Annotated in this window: 19 protein-coding genes; 7 read left to right on the forward strand and 12 right to left on the reverse strand. The window is 74.2% G+C overall.

The features are described 5' to 3' along the window. Positions 1-68: 68 nt before the first annotated feature. The 5 genes from AB0B63_RS13185 to AB0B63_RS13205 form a co-directional block, all read right to left on the reverse strand. Positions 69-1,295 (reverse strand): glycosyltransferase, encoded by a 1,227-nt coding sequence (locus AB0B63_RS13185; RefSeq protein WP_357017832.1) that lies wholly within the window; start codon positions 1,293-1,295, stop codon positions 69-71. Then, positions 1,292-3,790: a glycosyltransferase family 39 protein gene (locus AB0B63_RS13190; RefSeq protein ID WP_357017835.1), complete on the reverse strand. Its 2,499-nt coding sequence runs from the start codon at positions 3,788-3,790 to the stop codon at positions 1,292-1,294. Before AB0B63_RS13190 ends, AB0B63_RS13185 begins: the two co-directional genes overlap by 4 nt. A gap of 44 nt (positions 3,791-3,834) precedes the next feature. Continuing rightward, entirely contained in the window at positions 3,835-5,493 is a 1,659-nt protein-coding gene (locus AB0B63_RS13195; RefSeq protein ID WP_357017838.1) for a HAMP domain-containing sensor histidine kinase, read from the reverse strand. After that, positions 5,471-6,217, reverse strand: a complete 747-nt coding sequence (locus AB0B63_RS13200; protein WP_208566344.1) for a response regulator transcription factor — start codon at positions 6,215-6,217, stop codon at positions 5,471-5,473. The genes AB0B63_RS13195 and AB0B63_RS13200 overlap by 23 nt, the downstream gene beginning before the upstream one ends. Before the next feature lie 133 nt (positions 6,218-6,350). Beyond that, positions 6,351-6,584: a hypothetical protein gene (locus AB0B63_RS13205; protein ID WP_357017842.1), complete on the reverse strand. Its 234-nt coding sequence runs from the start codon at positions 6,582-6,584 to the stop codon at positions 6,351-6,353. Positions 6,585-6,839: 255 nt separating this feature from the next. Here AB0B63_RS13205 and AB0B63_RS13210 point away from each other — a divergent pair, with 255 nt between their 5' ends. The 3 genes from AB0B63_RS13210 (at position 6,840) to AB0B63_RS13220 (ending at position 9,395) form a co-directional block, all read left to right on the forward strand. Beyond that, positions 6,840-7,790 (forward strand): serine/threonine-protein kinase, encoded by a 951-nt coding sequence (locus AB0B63_RS13210; RefSeq protein ID WP_357017845.1) that lies wholly within the window; start codon positions 6,840-6,842, stop codon positions 7,788-7,790. An 81-nt stretch (positions 7,791-7,871) separates the two neighbouring features. Continuing rightward, positions 7,872-8,297 (forward strand): OsmC family protein, encoded by a 426-nt coding sequence (locus AB0B63_RS13215; protein ID WP_208566347.1) that lies wholly within the window; start codon positions 7,872-7,874, stop codon positions 8,295-8,297. A 270-nt stretch (positions 8,298-8,567) separates the two neighbouring features. Then, complete coding sequence (locus AB0B63_RS13220; RefSeq protein ID WP_357017849.1) at positions 8,568-9,395, forward strand: hypothetical protein; 828 nt, start codon at positions 8,568-8,570, stop codon at positions 9,393-9,395. 145 nt (positions 9,396-9,540) lie between these two features. Here AB0B63_RS13220 and AB0B63_RS13225 read toward each other — a convergent pair whose 3' ends face one another. The 5 genes from AB0B63_RS13225 to AB0B63_RS13245 all read right to left on the reverse strand — a co-directional run bounded on the left by AB0B63_RS13225 (position 9,541) and on the right by AB0B63_RS13245 (position 14,064). After that, entirely contained in the window at positions 9,541-10,059 is a 519-nt protein-coding gene (locus AB0B63_RS13225; RefSeq protein ID WP_357017851.1) for an ATPase, read from the reverse strand. 156 nt (positions 10,060-10,215) lie between these two features. Further along, a complete protein-coding gene (locus AB0B63_RS13230) occupies positions 10,216-10,662 on the reverse strand; it encodes a response regulator (RefSeq protein WP_208566350.1) in 447 nt (148 codons plus the stop codon). 128 nt (positions 10,663-10,790) lie between these two features. Next, on the reverse strand, positions 10,791-11,159 hold the full coding sequence (locus tag AB0B63_RS13235; protein ID WP_308290694.1) for an STAS domain-containing protein: 369 nt from the start codon (positions 11,157-11,159) through the stop codon (positions 10,791-10,793). Between the two features lie 65 nt (positions 11,160-11,224). After that, positions 11,225-12,271 (reverse strand): cobalamin-dependent protein, encoded by a 1,047-nt coding sequence (locus AB0B63_RS13240; protein ID WP_357017855.1) that lies wholly within the window; start codon positions 12,269-12,271, stop codon positions 11,225-11,227. Next, on the reverse strand, positions 12,268-14,064 hold the full coding sequence (locus AB0B63_RS13245) for a PP2C family protein-serine/threonine phosphatase (protein ID WP_357017858.1): 1,797 nt from the start codon (positions 14,062-14,064) through the stop codon (positions 12,268-12,270). Before AB0B63_RS13245 ends, AB0B63_RS13240 begins: the two co-directional genes overlap by 4 nt. A 264-nt stretch (positions 14,065-14,328) precedes the next feature. On the opposite strand from AB0B63_RS13245, the gene AB0B63_RS13250 reads away from it, so the two are divergent. Together AB0B63_RS13250 and AB0B63_RS13255 are read left to right on the forward strand one after the other, a co-directional pair. Continuing rightward, the gene (locus AB0B63_RS13250) at positions 14,329-14,679 is read left to right on the forward strand and encodes an STAS domain-containing protein (RefSeq protein WP_357017861.1); all 351 of its coding nucleotides are present in this window, start codon (positions 14,329-14,331) and stop codon (positions 14,677-14,679) included. An 85-nt stretch (positions 14,680-14,764) separates the two neighbouring features. Beyond that, a complete protein-coding gene (locus tag AB0B63_RS13255; protein ID WP_208566355.1) occupies positions 14,765-15,118 on the forward strand; it encodes an STAS domain-containing protein in 354 nt (117 codons plus the stop codon). 148 nt (positions 15,119-15,266) lie between these two features. Here the strand turns inward: AB0B63_RS13255 and AB0B63_RS13260 are convergent, their stop codons facing one another. Beyond that, the gene (locus AB0B63_RS13260; protein WP_208566356.1) at positions 15,267-15,602 is read right to left on the reverse strand and encodes a hypothetical protein; all 336 of its coding nucleotides are present in this window, start codon (positions 15,600-15,602) and stop codon (positions 15,267-15,269) included. Between the two features lie 156 nt (positions 15,603-15,758). Here AB0B63_RS13260 and AB0B63_RS13265 point away from each other — a divergent pair, with 156 nt between their 5' ends. After that, complete coding sequence (locus AB0B63_RS13265) at positions 15,759-16,847, forward strand: AI-2E family transporter (protein WP_357017865.1); 1,089 nt, start codon at positions 15,759-15,761, stop codon at positions 16,845-16,847. A 27-nt stretch (positions 16,848-16,874) separates the two neighbouring features. Here the strand turns inward: AB0B63_RS13265 and AB0B63_RS13270 are convergent, their stop codons facing one another. Continuing rightward, the gene (locus AB0B63_RS13270) at positions 16,875-18,176 is read right to left on the reverse strand and encodes an NAD(P)/FAD-dependent oxidoreductase (RefSeq protein WP_357017867.1); all 1,302 of its coding nucleotides are present in this window, start codon (positions 18,174-18,176) and stop codon (positions 16,875-16,877) included. A gap of 350 nt (positions 18,177-18,526) precedes the next feature. Here AB0B63_RS13270 and AB0B63_RS13275 point away from each other — a divergent pair, with 350 nt between their 5' ends. Next, positions 18,527-19,612, forward strand: coding sequence for a hypothetical protein (locus AB0B63_RS13275; RefSeq protein WP_208566359.1), 1,086 nt, complete (start codon positions 18,527-18,529; stop codon positions 19,610-19,612). Positions 19,613-19,669: the final 57 nt, after the last annotated feature.

The following is a 19,669-nucleotide window of genomic DNA, read 5'->3' on the forward strand; positions in this document are numbered from 1 at the left end:
CCGCCCGGTCCGGTGCCGGGGTCCGGTCGTGCGGGGTACGGCGGCCACGACGCGTCGCCGCCCGACGGTCAGCGCCGGCGGTGGTGCATCGCCAGGCGCAGCAGCAGGAACCGCAGCGCCGTGGCGGCCAGGTTCGCCGCCACCAGCACCGCCAGTTCGACCGGCCGGGCCGGGGTGCCGACGGCGTGCAGCGCGGCGAGCGCACCACTGGTCAACGCCAGTCCGAGGGCGAAGGCCAGCAGGCCCTGGAGGTGGTGCCGACCGACCGACCGGCGACCGGTGATGCCGAAGGTGAGCCGCCGGTTCGCCGCGGTGTTGCCCACCGCGGTCACCAGCAGCGCCACCAGGTTCGCCGGTTGCGCGCCGAGCACCCCCCGGGTCGCCACGAACAGCACCAGGTACGCCACGGTGCTGACCACCCCGACCAGCGCGAAGCGGGCCAACTGGCCGGGCAGCCCGACCGGCACCCGCGCCGGCTGCCCGGCCAGCGGTGCCCGGCCCCACTGGGCGCGCAGGGTGGCCAGCGGCAACGCCCCGGTGAGCAGGGCCCGCCCCAGCCGGCCGATGCCGCGCAGGTCGGCCAGGGCGGTGGCCACGATGTCCACCCGGCTGTCCGGGTCGTCGACCCAGTCCACCGGCACCTCGTGGATGCGCAGCCCGGCCCGCTGGGCGAGCACCAGCAACTCGGTGTCGAAGAACCATCCGGTGTCCTGCACCAACGGCAGCAACTCCCGGGCCACGTCGGCGCGGATCGCCTTGAAACCGCACTGCGCGTCGGAGAACCGGGCCGCGAGGGCACCCCGTAGCAGCAGGTTGTAGGCCCGGGAGATCACCTCCCGTTTGGCGCCCCGCACCACCCGGGAGGTCCGCGCCAGTCGGGTGCCGATGGCCAGGTCCGAGTGACCGGAGATGAGCGGGGCGACCAGCGGCAGCAACGCGGCCAGGTCGGTCGACAGGTCCACGTCCATGTAGGCCAGCACCGGGGCGTCCGAGGCCGACCAGGCGGCCCGCAGCGCGCGGCCCCGACCCTTGGCGCTCAGGTGCCGCACCTCGACGTGCGGGAGGTCGGCGGCGAGCGCCTCGGCCACCGCGAGGGTGCCGTCGACACTGGCGTTGTCCGCCACGGTGATCCGGAACGGGTACGGGAAGTGCGTGCTGAGGTGCTCGTGCAGCCGGCGTACGCAGGGACCGAGGTCGGTCTCCTCGTTGTAGACCGGCACCACCACGTCGAGCACGGCGGTGGGGGTGTCGGTCCGGGTCTCGACGGCGGGTCGGGGGCTGCCGATCGTGGTCATCCCTGTGCCTCCTGTCCGGCACTGGTCAGGTCGTAGACGGTGACCCCGTCCACGGTCTGCGCGGTGAAGGTCTCGGCGACCCAGGCGGCGATCTCCTGGGAGGCGGAGCTGCCCCCGTTGGCCCGGAAGCCGCCCCCGCCGACGAAGTAGTGGATCTTCCCGGCGGCCACGTACTCCTGGAACCGGGCCAGGGTGGGCGACGGGTCGCTGCCGTTGAAGCCGCCGACCGCCATCACCGGACGACCGGTGGCCAGCTGGTATCCGGAGGCGTTGTTGGAGCCGACGGCCGCCGCGACCCAGGTGTAGTCGTCGGCGTCGGCCGTCAGCAGCGCCTTCAGCGCGGCACTCGGCTCGCGGGAGTCGAGCAACCCGCCCATCCCGCCGCCGGTGCGCCCCTGGCCACCCCCGGTACGCCCACCGTCCTGACCCGTGCCACCGTTGCGGCCGGTGCCGCCGTCCTGCCCCGGGCCGCCGTTCTGGCCGGTGCCGCCGGGGAAACCGGGGAACTGCCCCGTGCCACCGTTCTGGCCGGTGCCACCGGGGAAACCGGGGAACTGCCCCGTGCCGCCGTCGGCGGTACCACCGGGGAAGCCGGGAGGCTGACCGTTCTGGCCGGTGCCGCCGGGCCGGTTGCCGCCCGGGAAGCCGCCACCGGGGAACTCCATACCGTTGCCCATCCGGCCGCCGGGTCCGCCACGCCCCGGGCCGAAGCCGCCCTGCACGGCCGGGCCGGCGCTCGGGATGGACCCGGTGTGCGGGGTGCCGGCGGTCTGCGCCGCGTACGCCGCCGGGCCGGCCAGCGCGGCCGACGCGCCGAGGGCCAGCGCCACCGGCACCAGCCGCCGGGGCAGCAGTCGGGCCGCCAGGATCAGCACCGCCACGGCGAGGCCGACCACCAGCACGGCCGGGCGCAGCCAGGGGTGGAAGTCGGGGCTGCGCCCGAGCAGGGTCCAGGACCACCAGGCGGTCACCGCGAGGGTGCCGGCCAGGACGACGGTGGCGAACACCCCCCGCCACCGGGCGGACCGCCGACCACCGGCCCCCGACGCGGTACCGGCGACAGTCGGCACGACACCGGCGGCAGGCTGTGCCGGGCCGGCGGCAGGCTGCGCTGGCCCGAGGTCGGCCCCCGGCGTCGGTCCCGGGTGGACAGCCGACGCGGTGACCGGCGCGGCGGGCGTCGCCGTACCGGTGACCGGGGTGGCGGATCGGGCGGCGGCCCGGCGTTCCCGCCAGAGCAGGACAGTGCCGATGCCGACCAGCGCGCCGACCGCCGGGGCCAGGGCCACCGTGTAGTACGCGTGGAAGATGCCGGACATGAAGCTGAAGATCAGCCCGGTGACCAGCAGCCAACCGCCCCACAGCAGCAGCCCGGCACGCCGGCGGTCGGTGCGGGCCGCCCGCCCGGCCAGCACCAGGCCGGCGACGAGCAGGATCAACGCGGCCGGCAACAGCCAGGAGATCTGGCCGCCGACCTCGGTGTCGAACATCCGCAACCAGCCGGTCTGCCCGGAGAACGGCCCACCGCCGCCGCCCATCCGGGCGCCGCCGCCGACGCTGCCCTCCTCGTCACCGGTGATCCGGCCGAGACCGTTGTAGCCCAGGGTCAGCTCCAGGATGCTGTTGCCCTGCGACCCGCCGATGTAGGGCCGGGCGCTGGCCGGGACCAGCTCCACCGTCGCGACCCACCACCCGGCGGCCACGACCAGGCCCAGGCCGGCCAGCAGCAGCTGCCGGATCCGCCGCCAGAAACCGGTCGGCGCGGCCAGCAGGTAGACCCCGGCGAAGACCGGGACCACCAGGAACGCCTGGAGCATCTTGGTGAGGAAGCCGAAGCCGACCAGCACCCCGACCAGCACGATCCACCGGGTGCTGGCCGTCTCCACCGCCCGCACCGTGGCGTACGCGCCGAGCACGAGCAGCAGCACCAGCAGCGCGTCCGGGTTGTTGAACCGGAACATCAGGGTGGCGACCGGGGTGAGCGCCAGTACCGTCCCGGCGATCAGGCCGGCGGCCGGGCCGTACCAGCGGCGGACGGTGGCGAACAGGACGCCGACCGAGGCGACGCCGAGCAGCGCCTGCGGCACCAGGATCGCCCAGCTGTTCAGCCCGAAGATCCGTACCGACAGGGCCATCAGCCACAGCGAGGCCGGCGTCTTGTCGACGGTGATCGAGTTGGCCGCGTCGGAGGAGCCGTAGAAGAACGCCTTCCAGCTCTCCGCACCGGCCTGCACGGCCGCCGAGTAGAACGAGTTCGCCCAGCCCGACTCCCCCAGGCCCCACAGGTAGAGCAGGGCGGTGCCGAGCAGCAGCACGGCCAGCGCGGGTCTGACCCAGCGCGGGTCCCGTGGTGGGGGCGCGTCGCCCGCGTCCGGGTGGACGGTCGCCGACCGGGCCGGCGGTTCGGTCGCGGCGTCGGGCGGGCCCGACGGCGGTACGGTCGCGGCGTCCGGCGGGCTGGCCGGCGTCGTCAGCAGGCTCTCGGTTCTGTCCATGCGGTCAGCCTGGCCGGGCTGGTTGGGTCGATCCCGTGCCCTGGCTATGCGTGCGCTGTGGAATCCGGGGACGCGGGCCCGTCGCCGTCCGACCGCGCGGGCGCGACGGAAACCTGCGGCGCGGGGGCGGTGGGACGTGCCGGTGTCGGCGGGTCCGAGGCCGGGGGCGCGGGGGCGGGGGAGTCCGGCAGCCGTACGGTGAAGACGGTGCGGCCCGGCCGGCTCTCCAACGCGACGGTGCCGTGGTGGGCCTCGACCACGGCGGCGACGATGGCCAGGCCGAGGCCGGTGCTGCCGTGTTCCCGGGACCGCGAGCTGTCCCCCCGGGCGAACCGTTCGAAGACCTCCTCGCGCAGCTCCGCCGGCACCCCGGGGCCGTCGTCGGTGACGCTGATCTGCACCGCGCCGGGCATCGGGGCGAGCCGGGTGGTGACGGTGCTGCCGGGCGGGGTGTGCACCCGGGCGTTGGCCAGCAGGTTCGCCACCACCTGGTGCAGCCGGACGGCGTCGCCGGGCACCTCCACCGCCTCGTCGGGCAGGTCGAGCTGCCACCGGTGTTCGGGGCCGGCCACGTGGGCGTCGCTGACCGCGTCCACCACCAGCGCGGTCAGGTCGACCGGGCCGGTGGCCAGCGGCCGGCCGGAGTCGAGCCGGGCCAGCAGCAGCAGGTCGTCGACGAGGCTGGTCATCCGGGTGCTGGCGGACTCGACCCGGCGCAGCGCGTGGGCGACGTCCGGGGGAACCTGGTCCCGGCCCCGGCGGGCCACCTCCGCGTAGCCCCGGATCGCGGCCAGCGGGGTGCGCAGTTCGTGCGAGGCGTCGGCGACGAACTGGCGTACCCGGGTCTCGCTGGCCTGCCGGGCGGCGAGCGCGGCGGCGACGTGACCGAGCATCCGGTTCAGCGCCGCGCCCACCTGCCCCACCTCGGTACGCGGGTCGGTGTCGACGGCGGGCACCCGCACCGACAGGGCCACCTCGCCCCGGTCCAGGGGCAGTTCGGCGACCCGCCCGGCGGTGGCCGCCACCCGGTGCAGCGGGCGCAGCGTGGCCCGGACGATCAGCGCACCCAGGCTGCCGGCGACCAGCAGGCCGGCGGCCGCGACGCCCGCCTGGGCGGCGACCATCCACCACACCGTCTCCTGCACCATGTGCAGCGGATAGGCGAAGATCAGGATGTCGCCGTCGGGGAGCCGTCGGGACACCGCCCGGTAGTCGCCACGGTCGCCGAGCGCGACGGTGTGCGGTGCGCGGTCGGTGGGCAGCCGGGTCAGCGGGGCGACCTCGGCGGCGGTGAGCGCCTCGGTCGCCCCGGAGCTGCTACGGATGCGGGCCGACGTCTCCCCCTGCGGGGTGACCCGCAGCCCGACCGAGCCGATCGGGAACGTCGGCGGTGGGTCGGGTTGCCCCTGCCGACCGGCGATCTGGTCGAGGGGACGCGGCTGGTCCTGGGGCCGTTCCCAGGGCAGCCGGCTGTCGAAGCGGCGGTTGTCCATGACGAGTTGGCTGTCGACCTGGCTGATCAGGAAGTGCCGCAGCGCGACCGTGGTCAGCCCGCCGATGCCAACGCTGACCAGCGCGAGCAGCGCGACCACGGTGAGCACCAACCGGCGGCGCAGGGACCAACCGGCCAACCACCGCCCCCGGACCGCGCCGGACAGCCGGCGCAGCAGGGCGACCGGGTCACGGCGCGGGCTTGAGGACATAACCGGCGCCGCGCAAGGTGTGGATCATCGGTCGGCGTCCCACGTCGATCTTCTTACGCAGGTACGAGATGTACAGCTCGACCACATTGGCCTGCCCGCCGAAGTCGTAGTTCCAGACCCGGTCGAGGATCTGCGCCTTGCTCAGCACCCGGCGCGGGTTGCGCATCAGGTAGCGCAGCAGCTCGAACTCGGTGGCGGTCAGGGTGATCAGGTCGTCGCCCCGGCGTACCTCGTGGCTGTCCTCGTCGAGGGTGAGGTCGCCGACGGTGAGCACGGCCTCCTCCCGGGCGGTCACCGCGAAGCCGGTACGTCGCAGCAGGGCGCGCAACCGGGCGATGACCTCCTCCAGGCTGAACGGCTTGGTGACGTAGTCGTCGCCGCCGACGGTCAGTCCGGCGATCCGTTCCTCGACCGCGTCACGGGCGGTCAGGAACAGCACCGGCACGGTCGGGGTCTGCTCGCGCAGCCGGCGCAGCACCTGGAAGCCGTCCAGGTCGGGCAGCATCACGTCGAGCACCACCGCGTCGGGTTGGAACTGCCGGGCCGCGCTGAGCGCCGCCATTCCGTTGCCCGCGCTGCGCACCTGCCAGCCCTCGTAGCGCAGTGCCATCGAGAGCAGGTCGGTCAGGGTGGGTTCGTCGTCGACCACCAGCACCCGGACGGGCTCGCCGTCGGGACGGCGAAGCTCGATCCGGTTCGGTACGGTCTGCCCGTCGGTCACCATGCCCCCATCGTGGGACCGGTTGCTGGTCCTGACCTATGCGCATCCTGTGTGCCGGCTGTGCGCGTGCGGCGGCCCCGCTCGACCGTACCGGGCCGGACGGGGTCGGGTGGGCCGATCGTGCTTCTGTGGGCCGCTACTGGCCCGCGCCGAGCGGGTAGGTGTGCACGAAGGACATCGTCCAGACCCCGTCGGCGGTCGCCGGGTCCCGCTGGTAGAGGTGGTCGGGGCCGCCTCCACCGGGGGCCGGCGGGGTGTCCGGGTGGCGCAGCACCCAACGCACCGGCGGTGCGCCCGCCGGGTCGGCTGGCAACGCCCTGACCAGGTCGTGTGCCGGCCCACCGAGGAAGCGTACGGTCACCTCGCCCATCGACCCTCCCGGTGGTGGGCCGACGGTACGCCGGCCACCCCGGCAAGCTACCGCACGCCCGGCCGGGCCGGGGGCACACGACGGACGCCGTACGACGGAGGGCACACGACGCAGGCCGCACGGATCGGCCGGCACCTGGCGGTTCCGGGGTCCACCGGGGCGGGCGGACGGTTTGCCCTGCGCAGCGGCCGGGTACCGGCTCGGCAGCGCCATCGCCATCCCGGCGACGCGGTCGGCATGGACAGGAGCGGGTCGATGAGGACGCTCGCCGGGCGGTACCAGCTCGAACAGCGCATCGGCATGGGTGGGATGTCGGAGGTCTGGCGGGCGCACGACGTCGTGCTGGACCGGCCGGTCGCGGTCAAGCTGATGTCCCCCGCCCACCGGGGTGAGGAGGCCTCCGTCGAGCGGATCAGGACCGAGGCCCGCTCCGCCGCCCGGCTGGTGCATCCCAACGTCGCCAGCGTCCACGACTTCGGCACCTCCACGACGCTGCCGGGCCGGGAGATGCCGTACATCGTGATGGAGCTGGTGGAGGGGGAGACCCTCGCCGCGCACCTGCGGGCCGGGCCGTTGGACTGGCGCATCGCCGTGCGGGTCTGCGCCGAGGTGGCCGCCGGGCTCGCCGCGGCGCACGCCCACGGCATCGTGCACCGCGACGTCAAACCGGCCAACGTCATGCTCACCCCGTCGGGGGCGAAGGTGCTCGACTTCGGCATCGCCACCCCGGCGGGGGCCCCCGACCGCAGCCCGGACGGCATGGTGGTGGGCACCCCGGCTTACCTGGCCCCGGAGCAGTTCGACAGGCAGCCGGCCACCCCCGCCGCCGACATGTACGCCGTGGGGGTCCTGCTCTACTACAGCCTCACCGGCCGGTTGCCGTACGCGGCGGGGACCACCGCCACCCAACTGGTCGGGGCCCGGTGGAAGATCACGGCGGAACCGTTGCCACCGATCGCGGGGTTGCCACCCGAGGTGGTGGACCTGTGCCGGCGCTGCCTCGACGACGACCCCCGGCAGCGGCCCAGCAGTCTGGTGGCGGCGCTGGAGCTGGCGGAGGTGGTCGACGCCCGGGTCTACGTACCGATGCTGGCACCGGTGCCCCGGCCCCGGACGGCGTCGATGTCGCCCTGGACCGAGCGGGCGGCGGCGGAGGCGACCGAGGCGGTGGCGTTGCACGACTGGTCGCGTACCGGATCGGTCTGATCCCGGTTCCGCCGGCCGCGCGGCACGGCGTTTCACCCGTTCGTGGCCGGGAATCCGGCCGACGAGTGAGGGAGGAACGCGATGCCGGATCCGAGTTCCTGGCTGCACGAGGCCAGCGCGACCGCCACGGGCGGGCACGTACGCACCGACGACGGTGGGCTCTCCACCGCGCTGGCGTCGCCGCTCGCGCCGCACTGCACGGGGTTGACCCCGGAGCAGCTGCTCGCCGCCGCCTTCGCCTCCTGCCTGCACCACGCGGCGGTCGAGGCGGCCGGGGAGATCACCGACGAGGCGCACACGGTGCAGGTGACCGCCGAGGCGAAGCTGGGACGCGACGACGACGGCCGGTACCGGGCCGACGTGCACGCCAGCATCTCGTCGGTGGGGTTGAGCCGCGACCAGTTGGCCGAGCTGGTCGCGTACGCCGACCGGCTCTGGCCGTTCTCCAGCGACGACAGCAGCCGGCACCGGTTGACGGTGAGCGCGGCCGACAACGGCCGGCACTGAGCCACATCGTTCGTCCGGTGGAGGCGGCGGTCGGTGGTACGAACACCATCGCCCCCCCCCGGACGAACGATGCCCACTGATCGATCAGCAGCGATGAACTTCTGTCCGCTATCGCATAGGAATTAATGCTATAAGCGACAGAAGCGGCCTGAGGCTTACGCGGCTCCCATGGCGATATGCGGAGAAGATCCGGGCGGAAAGTGACCCGGTGTGGCGCAGGCCACCCGGCACGGCGGTGGTCCGCGGCCGAAACCTCTCTAGCCTCGGCGGGTGCACCCCGACGACACCGATGAGCAGCGACCGGCCCGACAGCACGCGGCTGACCCTTCGACCGGGGCCACCTCGGACGAACGGAGGATCGGCCGGCACCGCGCACCGGAGCCGCCCCGGCGGGGCGTACGCACCCCGTCGGTACCCGCCCGGATCGCCCTCGCCGGCGGCGTCACCTGCTGTCTGGGGCTCATCGCGTTCGCCGGCACGCACCACGTCGACCGGCAGCGGCCCCGGCCGGTGCAGGAGGTGCTGGCCGACCGGGCCGCCGACGAACAGCGGGCCTCCCGCGCCCGGGACCGGGCCGCCTCACCCCCGGCCGACCCGGCGTCGGCGAGCCCGCACCCACCGGCCGCCCGCAGCGCCTCACCGACACCGACGAAGCCGGGCCGGCCCCGCCCGGTCGCCGGCCTCACCCCGCTCCAGATGGACAACGCCAAGAAGATCGTCGACGCCGGTGTCGACCTGGGCGTGCCCCGACGCGGCATGGTGGTCGCCGTCGCCACCGCCATGCAGGAGAGCGACCTGCACAACCTCGCCAGCGACGTGCTGCCCGAGTCGTACGACCACCCGCACCAGGGCAGCGGTTCCGACCACGACTCGGTCGGCCTGTTCCAGCAACGCCCGAGCAGCGGCTGGGGCACCGTCGCCCAGCTGATGCGCCCCGACTATGCGGCACGGGCCTTCTATGCGGCGCTGGCCAAGATCCCCGGCTGGCGGGACCTCAGCGTCACCGCCGCCGCGCAGGCCGTGCAGATCTCCGCCTACCCCCACGCCTACGCACGGCACGAGCAGAGGGCCACCACCGTGGTGGCGGCGCTGACCTGAGGCCCGACGACCCCGGCCCGTCACCGCAGCGGTGGCGGCACCGACCGCTGAGGCCCGACGGCCCCGGGCGACCGCCGCAGGTGGCGGCATCGACCGCTGAGGCCCGACGGCCCCGGGCGGGTCGCCGGCAGCGGGTGCGGCCCGGTCAGGCCACCCAGGTCCCCGGCTCCGGCTGGTCGGCCGGCACCTCGTCGACGCCGGTGGCCACCCGGGTCGCCGGCACACCCCCGGCGGCGGCGGTCGGGGTGTCGACCGGCACCGTCTCGACGGCCACCCCGGTCAGGAGCTGATCCGCCCGGGCGGCCCGGTGCCGCCGTTCGTGCAGCGACGCCTCGAACTCCCGCCGGGCCTGCACCGCCTCGGCGTACACCCGCTCCCGCAGTTGCCGGGCCTCCTCCCGGGCGGCGTCCAGTTCGTCGCGGGCCCGGGCCAGCAGCTCGGCCGCCGGCTCCGCCGGGCGGACCGCCCGGCCGGCGTCGGCCCGCCGCCGGTCGACCATCGCCAGGAGCAGGGTGGTCTCCTGGCGGATCTGATCCCAGTCCCGCCCCGCGCCGCCGATCACCTCCGCCCGCGCGGCGAGTCGGGTCAACCGGACTCCGAGCTCGTCCAGGAAGGAATCGGCCTGTTGCCGGTCGGAACCGGACCGCACGACGGAGAACCTCATCACGTGTCGCCCCCAGGAAGCTGATACGTCTGTCCCAGCTCGATCCTGGCGGCAGCCGGCCGACACGGGGGCGGTTCGGGAAAAATGTTCAGCAATTGCGGGGCCGGCGGCCGACCGGGCCCCGGCGCGGGGGACGCGCCGGGGCGAACCGTGCGGTCAGGAACGCTTCGGCAGCACCACGACCCGGCCGAAGAACTCGTCGATCCGGCGCACCACGTCGTTGAAGTCGTCCAGGTCGATCGGCTTGGTGACGTAGGCGTTGGCCTGCAGGCTGTAGCTGCCCACGATGTCGGTGTCCGCGTTCGAGGTGGTCAGCACCACGATCGGGATCGTCCGCAGGTCGTCGTCCTGCTTGACCTCGCCGAGCACCTGACGCCCGTCCATCCGGGGCATGTTCAGGTCGAGCAGGATCACGTCGGGGCGGCGGGCGTCGACGTGCCGGCCCTCCCGACGCAGGAACTCCATCGCCTCCTGGCCGTCACCGACCACGTCGATGACCTTGGCGATCTCGGAGTCCGCCAGGGCTTCCTCGATCATCAGCACGTCACCCGGGTCGTCGTCGACCACCAGGATGCGGACGGGGTTCGTGGCGCCTCGGTCCATGGGTCCAACCTGTCTGTCTCGGCGATCGGGGACGACGGTCTCGGTACCCCGTCGGCGGGAGAACCGAACGCGGTCATCCGCGAGGTGGGAAACCGGTCGGTCATCCGCTGGCGGGGAAATTTAGCCCATCACCGGGCGGACGGCGACCGCGGGTCGGCGGTGTCCGGCTGGTAACGCAGCACCTCGGCCAGCCCGGTGATCTGGAGAACCCGATCCACCCGGCCGGTCGCCCCGGACAGCCGCAACCACCCGCCCCGGGCGGCCGTCAGGTTGTCACCGCGCACGAAGGCCGCGATGCCGGTGGAATCACAGAAGGTCAACGCGCCGAGGTCGAGCAGCAGGTGCCGCTCGCCGTCGGCCACCAGCCGGTCGATCTCGGCGTTGAGCGCCCCGGCCGCACCGAGATCCAACTCGCCCGCGAGCCGCAGGCACACGCCGCCACCATCGCGCTCGTCGTGCGTGACGGTGAAGGTCAACGTCGTCCCTCTCGCTTCCACCGCAGGAAGACCCTTGCAGTGCAGCAAGTATACGCAGCGCTCCCCGGGCGCCCCGCAACGCCGCGTCAGTGCCGGACGACCCCGGACGCGACGGTCGCCGCCACACCCAGCGCCACGAACCGTCCCGCCCGGGGGAAGTCACGCAGGGCGTGCCCGTAGTGGCCCAGGGTCGACGCGACCGCCGCGGTCGGTACCCCCCGACTGGCCAGGATCGTCGCCAGCCAGGACACGAAGTCGGTGAACAGCTCCGGGTCGTCGACGTAGACGGCGGCGGCCAGCGAATCCACGATGTAGCCCAGATCACCGATCGTCGCATCCCACTGCGTCGAGGTGTACTCCCCGACCGACGGCACCCGGACCCGCAGGTCCGCCACCGCCGAGTCGATCAGCTCGCCACGCCGTTTCACCAGGCCCGCGTACTCGTGGTCGGCGAGGTGGGACAGATCCGCGGGTGGCACCCGACGCAACCGCCGCTCGTCGGCGACCAGGTCGGCCGCGCCCGGGGCGTCCGCCGCCCAGGCGACCCCGAGCCGCCGGGCCCACCGGCCGTCCACACCGAACCCGCGCCCGCCGACCACCACCGGCACGTCCGAGCGCCGGCACGCCTCGATCATCCGGTGCGCGTACGGCAGCCGCATGGGCAGGGCACAGGCCAACGCGACCGCGTGCGCGTCGTGCCGGTGCAGGTAGGACACCAGGTGCGCAGCCGGCACACTGGCCCCCAGGAACGTCACCTGCCAGCCGCGCAGTCGCAGCACCTCCGCGACCAGCCGGGGCGGCAGGGCGTGCCACTCACCATCCATGCAGGCCACCACGATCCGCCCCCGGGTGGGACGCGGATCGGCGTACCCGGCGATCGCCGCCACCACCCGCTCGCTGATGTGGGTCGCCGCGTGTTCCTGCGCCACACTCCACTCGTTGCGGGCCCACCGCTCACCCACCTCGACCTGGGCCGGTGCGACCAGGTCGAGCAGCACCCGCTCCGCAGGGACACCGGCGTCGAGCAACCCGGTGGCGACCTCGATCGCGCCGTACTCGTCCGCCTCCTCCAGACAGGCGAGGAAGTCGGCGAAGGCGTGCGCCGGATCGACCGGGGCGGTCGGGACGGTCACGATCGGGGGTTCCTCTCGGCCGTGCCCGGGACAGCCGGGACGGAGTGCAGGTGCCGTCGGGGACGACCGCCCGGCCCGGTCGCCCGCAGGGCCAGCACCGCGATGTCGTCGTGGTCACCGTGCCCCAGCCAGTCGCAGGTGACCTGCTCGACCCGCTCGGCGAGCGCCGGGGCGGGCATCCGGTGGCAGGCGGTCACCGCATGGACCAACCGGTCCTGGCCGAACTGCTCGTCACCACGTCGACCGCCCCGGGCCTCGGTCACCCCGTCGCTGTAGAGCAGACAGGTCTCCCCCACGGCCAGGCGTACGGTGACCTCACCGACGCGGGGGTCGGGGACCACGCCGATCAGCATGCCGCGCAGCGGCACCGTCTCGACCTCGCCGGAGTTGCGCAGCACCAGCGGCGGCAGGTGCCCGCCACCGGCCATCGTCAGCGACAGGCCGCCGTCGCGGTGCGGGCGTACCGTGCCGAGCACCAGGGTGGCGAAGCGGCCCTGACCGTGCGCCTGGGTGGTCTCCAGCAGGGCGTCGTTGAGCAGCTTCACCAGCCGGCCGGGGTGCGACTCGACACGATGCAGCGCCTGGAGACACTGACGCAACTGGCCGGTGAAGACCGCGGCCTCCACCCCCTTGCCCGAGACGTCGCCGAGGAAGAACACCGCGCCACCGTCGGCCAGCCGGTGCGCGCCGTAGAAGTCGCCACCGATGCGCAGGCTCGCCTGCGCCGGCCGGTAGGCCGTCCCCCACTGCACGCCGGCCACCTCGGGCGGCTCCACCGGCACCAGACTGGCCTGGAGGGTGTCGGCCACCTCGGCCTGGTTGCGGTAGAGGACCGCGGTGGTGAGCGCGGCGCCGGCCCGGGCGGCGAAGGCCCGGACGAGATCCAGGTCGGCCTCGTCGTACCAGCGGGTGCGGCGGGCCACCAGCAGCACCCCGGCCGGGGCGTCCCGGCCGGGCAGCGAGACCATCCGGGCGGTCACCTCCGACGTGGTCAGCCCCGGCAGCCAACCGGCCTCGACCGCCTGCTCGACGAGCCAGTCCACGGCATGCGGCTCGACACCGGACAGCCCTTCGGCGATCGCCGGGGGCAGTGCGGCGGCGGGCAGCACGCCGCTGTCCACCGTGGGGGACTCGTGGTCGGCCCGGGTCGCCCGCCACCACCGGGCCCGCCCGGACCGGGGCGCCAGCACCAGCACCGCCACCTCGGCCAGGGTGGGTACGGTCAGCCGGATGACGGCGGCGGCGGCCCGGTCGGGGTGCAGCGGGTTACCGAGCTTCTCCCCCACGACGGCGAGGAAGGCGGACCGGGCCCGCTCGGCGAGCAGCGCGTCCGCCCGGGAGACGCTGTCGGTGACGTCCTCGACATACAGACAGCTGCGGGACCCGGACAGCGCCACCCGGCGGATCCGCAGCCGCCGGCCGTGATGGCCGAACCCGTCGGGGTCGGTGACCCCGGTCAGCACGGCGAGCCCGGCGGCGGCCAGGCCACGACCGGGCGTCACCTCGGGCAGCAACCGCTCGGCGACGGGGCTGACGTGCCTCACCACGCCGTCGGAGTCACAGATGATCAGGCCCTCACGGAAGTGCTCGACGACCTCGGACCAGGCGGGCTCGGACCGGGCAGGCTCGGGGCTGGCGGGCCCGGGGCTGGCGGGCCCGGGGCTGGTGCCGTCCGGTGCCAGCGGGGGCAGCACGGCGGGGGCGCCGACGGACCGGGCCGGAGCCCGTCCGGCACTCGGCGTGGAGATCCGTCCGTCGCCCGGGTCGAAACCCCTGACGTCGGCAGCAACCACCAGCTGAGCCCCACTCCCCTTGTCACCGTCCGCCTGTCACCGTTCGCCGGCCGCGGAGGTCGTCCGTATGCGCCAATCTGTTCCGCTCAGCCTACGCCGCACGGCGGGTTCCGCCACCGCACGGCACCCGGCGGCCCGGATACGCGCTCCTGCGGACCCGCCGGGAGATTGTTACGATCCGGCTGATCCAGCCCGACCGTCGGCCCTGCGGAAAGGCGCGCTGTGGCATCCCCTGGCAGGACTTTCGAAGCTGCCCCACTGACCATGTCGGTGGACGTTTCCGACCCCCGGTCACCGGTCATCGCGGTCGGGGGTGAGCTGGCCTACACCACCTCCGCGCCGTTGCGCGCCGAGATCGACCGGTTGCTCACGGGCCGGCCTCCGGTGATCGTCATCGACTTCGCCGGCCTGACCTTCATCGACAGCACCGGGTTGTCGGTCATCGTGCACGCCTGGCGCGAGGGCCAGCGGGCCGGGACGCTGATCCGCCTGCGAGCCACGCCCCGGTTCCTGGGGACCATCCTGGACATGACGGGGGTCACCGGGCTACTGGCCCGTCAGGCGCCGGAGCAGTCCGCCGTCGCCGCGCCGAAGCCACCCGCCGCCACCGCCTGAACCCCCGGCGACCCGCGCCCCGGCCCGGGTGGGTCCCGCGAACCCCCGACGTTTCCCGGTCCGGGGTTGCTGGGAACATGAGGGCATGCGCCCGCAGCTGTTGTCCATCGAGGTGACCCGGCCCGACGCCGGCCACGCCCGGCTGCGGTTGACCGGTGACCTCGACTTCGACACCGCTCCGGAGCTGCTCGACGCGGCGGCCCGGGTCCGCGCGGACGGCTGCCACGAGCTGACGGTCGACCTCGGCGGGGTCGGCCTGTGCGACTCGTCGGGCCTGAGCGCCTTCCTGGTGCTCAGCCGGGGCGGCGTCGGGCCGCTGCGGCTGACCGGGGTGGGTGACCGGCTCCAGCAGTTGCTCGACCGCACCGGCCTGACCGAGCTGCTCGCCGTGGAGCGACCGACGGCAGGTGCCGCCGACGACGTCCGCGAGGTGGGCTGAGCCACCCGGCTGCCGGGGTGGCCCCCGACCCTGGGACCAGGGGCCGGGGGCCGGGAGGGGGTCGGGCGGGTCAGCTGCGCCCCGGTCCTGTTCGTGCCGGGACCGGCGGCGGGCGGCCCGGTCGACCCCGTCGGCGTACGTGCGGCGGTCATCCGGCGACGGCGGGCTCCTGCGTCACGACGGCGGGTTGCCGGCGGGGACCGGTCGACCGGACCTCGACGGGGGAGGGTCGTTCGACGTCCTCCGGAGGACCGGAATCGGGCAGCTGGAACAGGTAACGGACGAATCCCCCACCCGACTCGTTCTCCTCCGCTCCCGGCCACTGCCCGGCGCAGTCCACACCGACGACCTCACGACCGGAACCGTCGGCCTCCTCCACCAGCGCCCAGAGGCTCACCGGGTAGCACCGTGTCGCCTCGGGGCCGATCCGCCACCGCGAGTACCAGCCGGGACGAGCCGGAACAATCTCCACGATCCTCTTCATGACGACCTTCCCTTCCGCGTGCCTCGGAAGACCTCCGGTCGCCTCGATGGTCTGCCCCGGACGGGTGAGCGCCCCTCACCCCCGGCGAGTGAAGCCGCCGCCCGCCGGGGTCCGGCAGAACGGTTTCCGGGCGCCGACCGGGGGTAGCCGCGCCGGATGGGGACCACCGACGATCGTCGTACCGCCCGCCGGGCGCTGATCGTGATCGGTCTGGTGTTGGCGGTCGTCATCGGGCTCGGCCTGCTCTGGTCCACCCGTCGGGTGCTGATCTGGATCCTGCTCGCGGCGTTCCTCGCGACGGCCCTCAAACCCCTGGTGGACCGGGTGGAGCGCCGGCTGGTGCGGCACCGGGCCACGGCCACCCTGCTGGTCTTCCTGGCCGTGTTCGGGCTGCTGGCGGCGGTGGGCGCGGTGATCCTGGTGCCGCTGCTGGACGAGCTGGGCCGGTTCGCCGACCGGGCCCCCGAACTGCTGCGGCAGGCCCGCGCCGGGCAGGGACCGCTGGGCGGCCTGCTCGACCGGACCGGCCTGCTGGACTACGCCCGTCGCCACGGCGACCAGGTCCAGCGGTACGGCGGTGAGCTGCGCCAGCCGGCGGTGGAACTGTTCCGGGGCGTCCTGCGGACCCTCGCCGGCCTGGTCACCGTCGTCGTGCTGGCCTACCTCATGGTCCTGGAGGCGCCCTGGATCATCCGGACCATGCTCGGGGCGGTCGGTGCCGGCACGGGGGTGCGGTTGCGGCGGATCGGGCGGGGCACCTCGCGGGTCATCACCGGCTATCTCAGCGGCAACCTGCTGATCAGCGTGATCTGCGGACTGGGGACGTACGTCGTGCTGGTGCTGGTGGGGGTGCCGTTCGCGGCGGTGATCGCGCTACTGGTGGGGATCGCCGACCTGGTTCCGCTGGTCGGCGCGACGCTCGGGGCGGTCGTCGCGTCCGGGGCCGGCTTCCTGCGCTCCCCCACCGCCGGGCTGGTGGTGCTGGTCTTCTTCGTCGTCTACCAGCAGGTGGAGAACCATCTGCTGCAACCGCTGATCATGTCCCGGGCGGTCCGGCTGAACCCGCTCACCGTGCTGGTCAGCGTGCTCGTCGCGGCCGAGTTGGCCGGGCTGGTCGGGGCGCTGTTGGCCATCCCGGCGGCCGGGGTCGTCCAGGTGCTGCTGCGCGAGTTCGGGCCCGCCGGCCGCCGCAGGGGTGACGATGTCGGCGGGTCCGACGCGGCCCGGTCCGGCCGCCGGGGGTGAGCCGGCGGCCGGACCGATCAGCTTCGGTCAGCGGGTGCGCGCCGGCACCTCGGGCGAGGAACTCTCCAACGGCACGGCGTTGGCCGGGACCAGGCCGAGCTGCGTTGCCGGGCGGGTCAGCGCGGCGTCGAGCACCCAGTCGGCGCTCACCCGCGCCCGGTTGCCGGGCATCGCCAGCAGGTGGTAGCCCCGGGTGACCGCCTTGGCGGGCAACCCGGACAGCGACAGTTTCAGCGGGTTGGCCGCCGCGTCCTTCCCACCGAGGTCGACCACCCAACCCAGGTCGTGGTGCTTGTACGGGTGACGCCGGCCCTGGCCGTAGGAGGCGGCGATGTTGCGCGCCACGAGCTTGCCCTGCCGCTGCGCGTGCTGGGCGGTCATCGTGCAGACCTGGCCGGGGCGGGTCAGGTCCGGCACGGCGGCGGCGTCGCCGCAGGCGTACACCTCGGGGAAACCGGGGACGTTGAGGTACTCGTCGACCACCAACCGGCCCTTCTCGGTCCGCAGCCCCAACTCGGCCACGAACGGGTCGGGACGGACCCCGACGCACCAGGCCAGCGTGCAGGTCGGGACGTACTCGCCGTCGGTGAGGTGTACCCCGTCGGCGGTGGCCTCGGCGACCGAGGTGCCCATCCGGACGTCGACACCCCGACGACGCAGCACCCGGTCGGCGGTGCGCGACATCCGCTCGTCCAGCTCCGGCAGGACCCGGGGGGCGACGTCCAGCAGCATCCACCGGGGCCGGACCGTCAACCGGGGGCGTTGCGCGTGCAACGCGTCGGTGAAGAGCTGCCCGTGCGCGGCGACCTCGGTGCCGGTGTAGCCCGCGCCCACCACCACGAAGGTGGCGCGGGCCTGCTGCTCGGCCGGGTCCTGCGCCTGCTCGGCCAGCTCGATCTGCCGGACCACGTGGTCGTGCAGGTAGACCGCCTCGGGCAGGCCCCGGAAGCCGTGGGCGTACTCGGTCACCCCGGGGATGGGCAGCAGCTTGTTGACGCTGCCGACGCAGAGCACCAGCCGGTCGTAGGCCAGTTGGCCCCGCTCCCCCTCCGGGTTGGTGAAACCCACCCAGCGGTTGGCCAGGTCGACCCGGTCGGCCTCGCCGACGACGACCCGCACCCCGGGCAGGGTGCCGGTCAACGGGACCGAGATCCGGGTCGGCTCGACCACCCCGGCGGCCACCTCGGGCAGCAACGGCAGATAGAGGAAGTAGTCGGTCGAGTTCAGCAGTACGACCTCGGCCCGTCCACCGGCCAACCGCCGCAACGTCTTCGCCGCGTGGTAACCGGCGAAACCGGCGCCCACGATCACCACACGAGGTTTCGTCATGCCCGCTCCCTTCCCGGCGGTCAGCACGACAAACGTGTCGGATCGCCCCGGCACCGTCGCGCCGGAGCGGGGCGGAGCGGGGCGGAGCGGAGCGGGGCGGAGCGGGGCGGAGCGGGGCGGGGCGGAGCGGGGCGGGGCGGAGCGGCCGGGGCGGGGCGGCCGGTGACCCGGAGTCACCGTTCCCGCCGCCGCGCGAAGGCGCGTGCGGTGCACGAGGGCGTTCCGGCCCGCCTGATACATCAGTGACGGGGTCCCGACTGTAGTCACACCGCGTAGACGACACCGTTGCTTTCGGCGCGCCTTCCGCTCACGCTGAGTTCCTGTTCGACCACCACCAATCGGAGGGACAGATGAGAGTTCGCCGTGTCGTCGCCGTCGCACTGGCCGCCCTGCTGGCGGCCGTGGGGCTCGCGCCGACCGCACCCGCCGCGGCGGCCACCGCGGACCGGTGGGGTTTCGCCTACGTCGACAACCCCACCGTCACCAGCTGGACCGTGCTGGACACCACCCGGCAGTGGGGCACCTGGAAGACCGCCTTCCCGGCCGCCTGGGCCACCGGCATCAAGCTCGCCCCGGGCCGGTTCCAGGTGCGCTTCCCGCAGATCGGCGCCGGTGCGCGCGGGGTGCCGCACGTGACCCCGGTGGACCGGGCCGGGCACTACTGCACCGTGGTGCGCTGGTTCCAGTCGGGCACCGACGAGATCGTCGACGTGCAGTGCTTCGCCCCCGGCGGCACCCGCGACGACAGCCGGTTCACCGTGCTGTGGACCGCCAGCTCCGGGGTGCTGCCGGCCGGCACCGCACACGCCTACGTCCAGGGCGGGGTCAGCGGCCTGGTCCAGTCGTACGTGTCCACCGGGGCCCCCGCCGCGCTGGCCCCGCTGGGGGTCGGGCAGTGGTCGGTGCGGCTGCCCGGGGTCGGACTGGCCGGGGTGCTGGCCGGCAACGTGCAGGCCACCGCGATCCAGCCGAACGCCGGTCCGCGCCGGTGCACCGTGGCCCGGTGGGGCGCCTCCGGCACCGACGTGCTGGTCTACGTGTTCTGCTTCGACCAGGCCGGTGCGCCGGTGAACACCGACTTCACCCTCTCCTACCACCGGGGCCGGTCGGTGATCGGGTCGCTGGCCCCGCCGAAGTTCTTCGGTCACCTGGCCAGCGCGGCGGGCGGCCCCACCAACGACAACTCCCAGCTCGGGGTGGGCGTCAACACCATCGCGCCGCTCGCACCGGCCGGCCGCTACCTGGTCACCTTCAAGCAGCTCGGCCAGAAGGAGACGCACGCCCAGGTCACCGCGCAGGGCACCGGGCCCAACTACTGCAACCTGACCCAGCCGTGGTCGTACGCGGTGGACGCCCCGGTGGACGTGATCTGTTTCGACAACACCGGCACGCCCGCGCCGTACCAGGTGCTGGTCGCCTTCACCTCCCGGATCTGAGTCGGACGTCGATGCCCGCCGGTGCACCGCACGGGCGGGCATCGACCCGGGCGACGC

The organism is Micromonospora sp. NPDC049081 (assembly GCF_040648835.1).
In the GTDB taxonomy this organism is placed as follows: Bacteria; Actinomycetota; Actinomycetes; order Mycobacteriales; family Micromonosporaceae; genus Micromonospora; species Micromonospora antibiotica.

Coding starts and splice junctions, on each gene's coding strand:
- AB0B63_RS13255 (WP_208566355.1), top strand. CDS start 14,765: ATGCGCCCGCAGCTGTTGTCCATCGAGGTGACCCGGCCCGACGCCGGC.
- AB0B63_RS13260 (WP_208566356.1), bottom strand. CDS start 15,602: ATGAAGAGGATCGTGGAGATTGTTCCGGCTCGTCCCGGCTGGTACTCG.
- AB0B63_RS13225 (WP_357017851.1), bottom strand. CDS start 10,059: ATGAGGTTCTCCGTCGTGCGGTCCGGTTCCGACCGGCAACAGGCCGAT.
- AB0B63_RS13210 (WP_357017845.1), top strand. CDS start 6,840: ATGAGGACGCTCGCCGGGCGGTACCAGCTCGAACAGCGCATCGGCATG.
- AB0B63_RS13230 (WP_208566350.1), bottom strand. CDS start 10,662: ATGGACCGAGGCGCCACGAACCCCGTCCGCATCCTGGTGGTCGACGAC.
- AB0B63_RS13250 (WP_357017861.1), top strand. CDS start 14,329: ATGTCGGTGGACGTTTCCGACCCCCGGTCACCGGTCATCGCGGTCGGG.
- AB0B63_RS13185 (WP_357017832.1), bottom strand. CDS start 1,295: ATGACCACGATCGGCAGCCCCCGACCCGCCGTCGAGACCCGGACCGAC.
- AB0B63_RS13200 (WP_208566344.1), bottom strand. CDS start 6,217: ATGGTGACCGACGGGCAGACCGTACCGAACCGGATCGAGCTTCGCCGT.
- AB0B63_RS13270 (WP_357017867.1), bottom strand. CDS start 18,176: ATGACGAAACCTCGTGTGGTGATCGTGGGCGCCGGTTTCGCCGGTTAC.
- AB0B63_RS13275 (WP_208566359.1), top strand. CDS start 18,527: ATGAGAGTTCGCCGTGTCGTCGCCGTCGCACTGGCCGCCCTGCTGGCG.
- AB0B63_RS13190 (WP_357017835.1), bottom strand. CDS start 3,790: ATGGACAGAACCGAGAGCCTGCTGACGACGCCGGCCAGCCCGCCGGAC.
- AB0B63_RS13215 (WP_208566347.1), top strand. CDS start 7,872: ATGCCGGATCCGAGTTCCTGGCTGCACGAGGCCAGCGCGACCGCCACG.
- AB0B63_RS13265 (WP_357017865.1), top strand. CDS start 15,759: ATGGGGACCACCGACGATCGTCGTACCGCCCGCCGGGCGCTGATCGTG.
- AB0B63_RS13205 (WP_357017842.1), bottom strand. CDS start 6,584: ATGGGCGAGGTGACCGTACGCTTCCTCGGTGGGCCGGCACACGACCTG.
- AB0B63_RS13195 (WP_357017838.1), bottom strand. CDS start 5,493: ATGTCCTCAAGCCCGCGCCGTGACCCGGTCGCCCTGCTGCGCCGGCTG.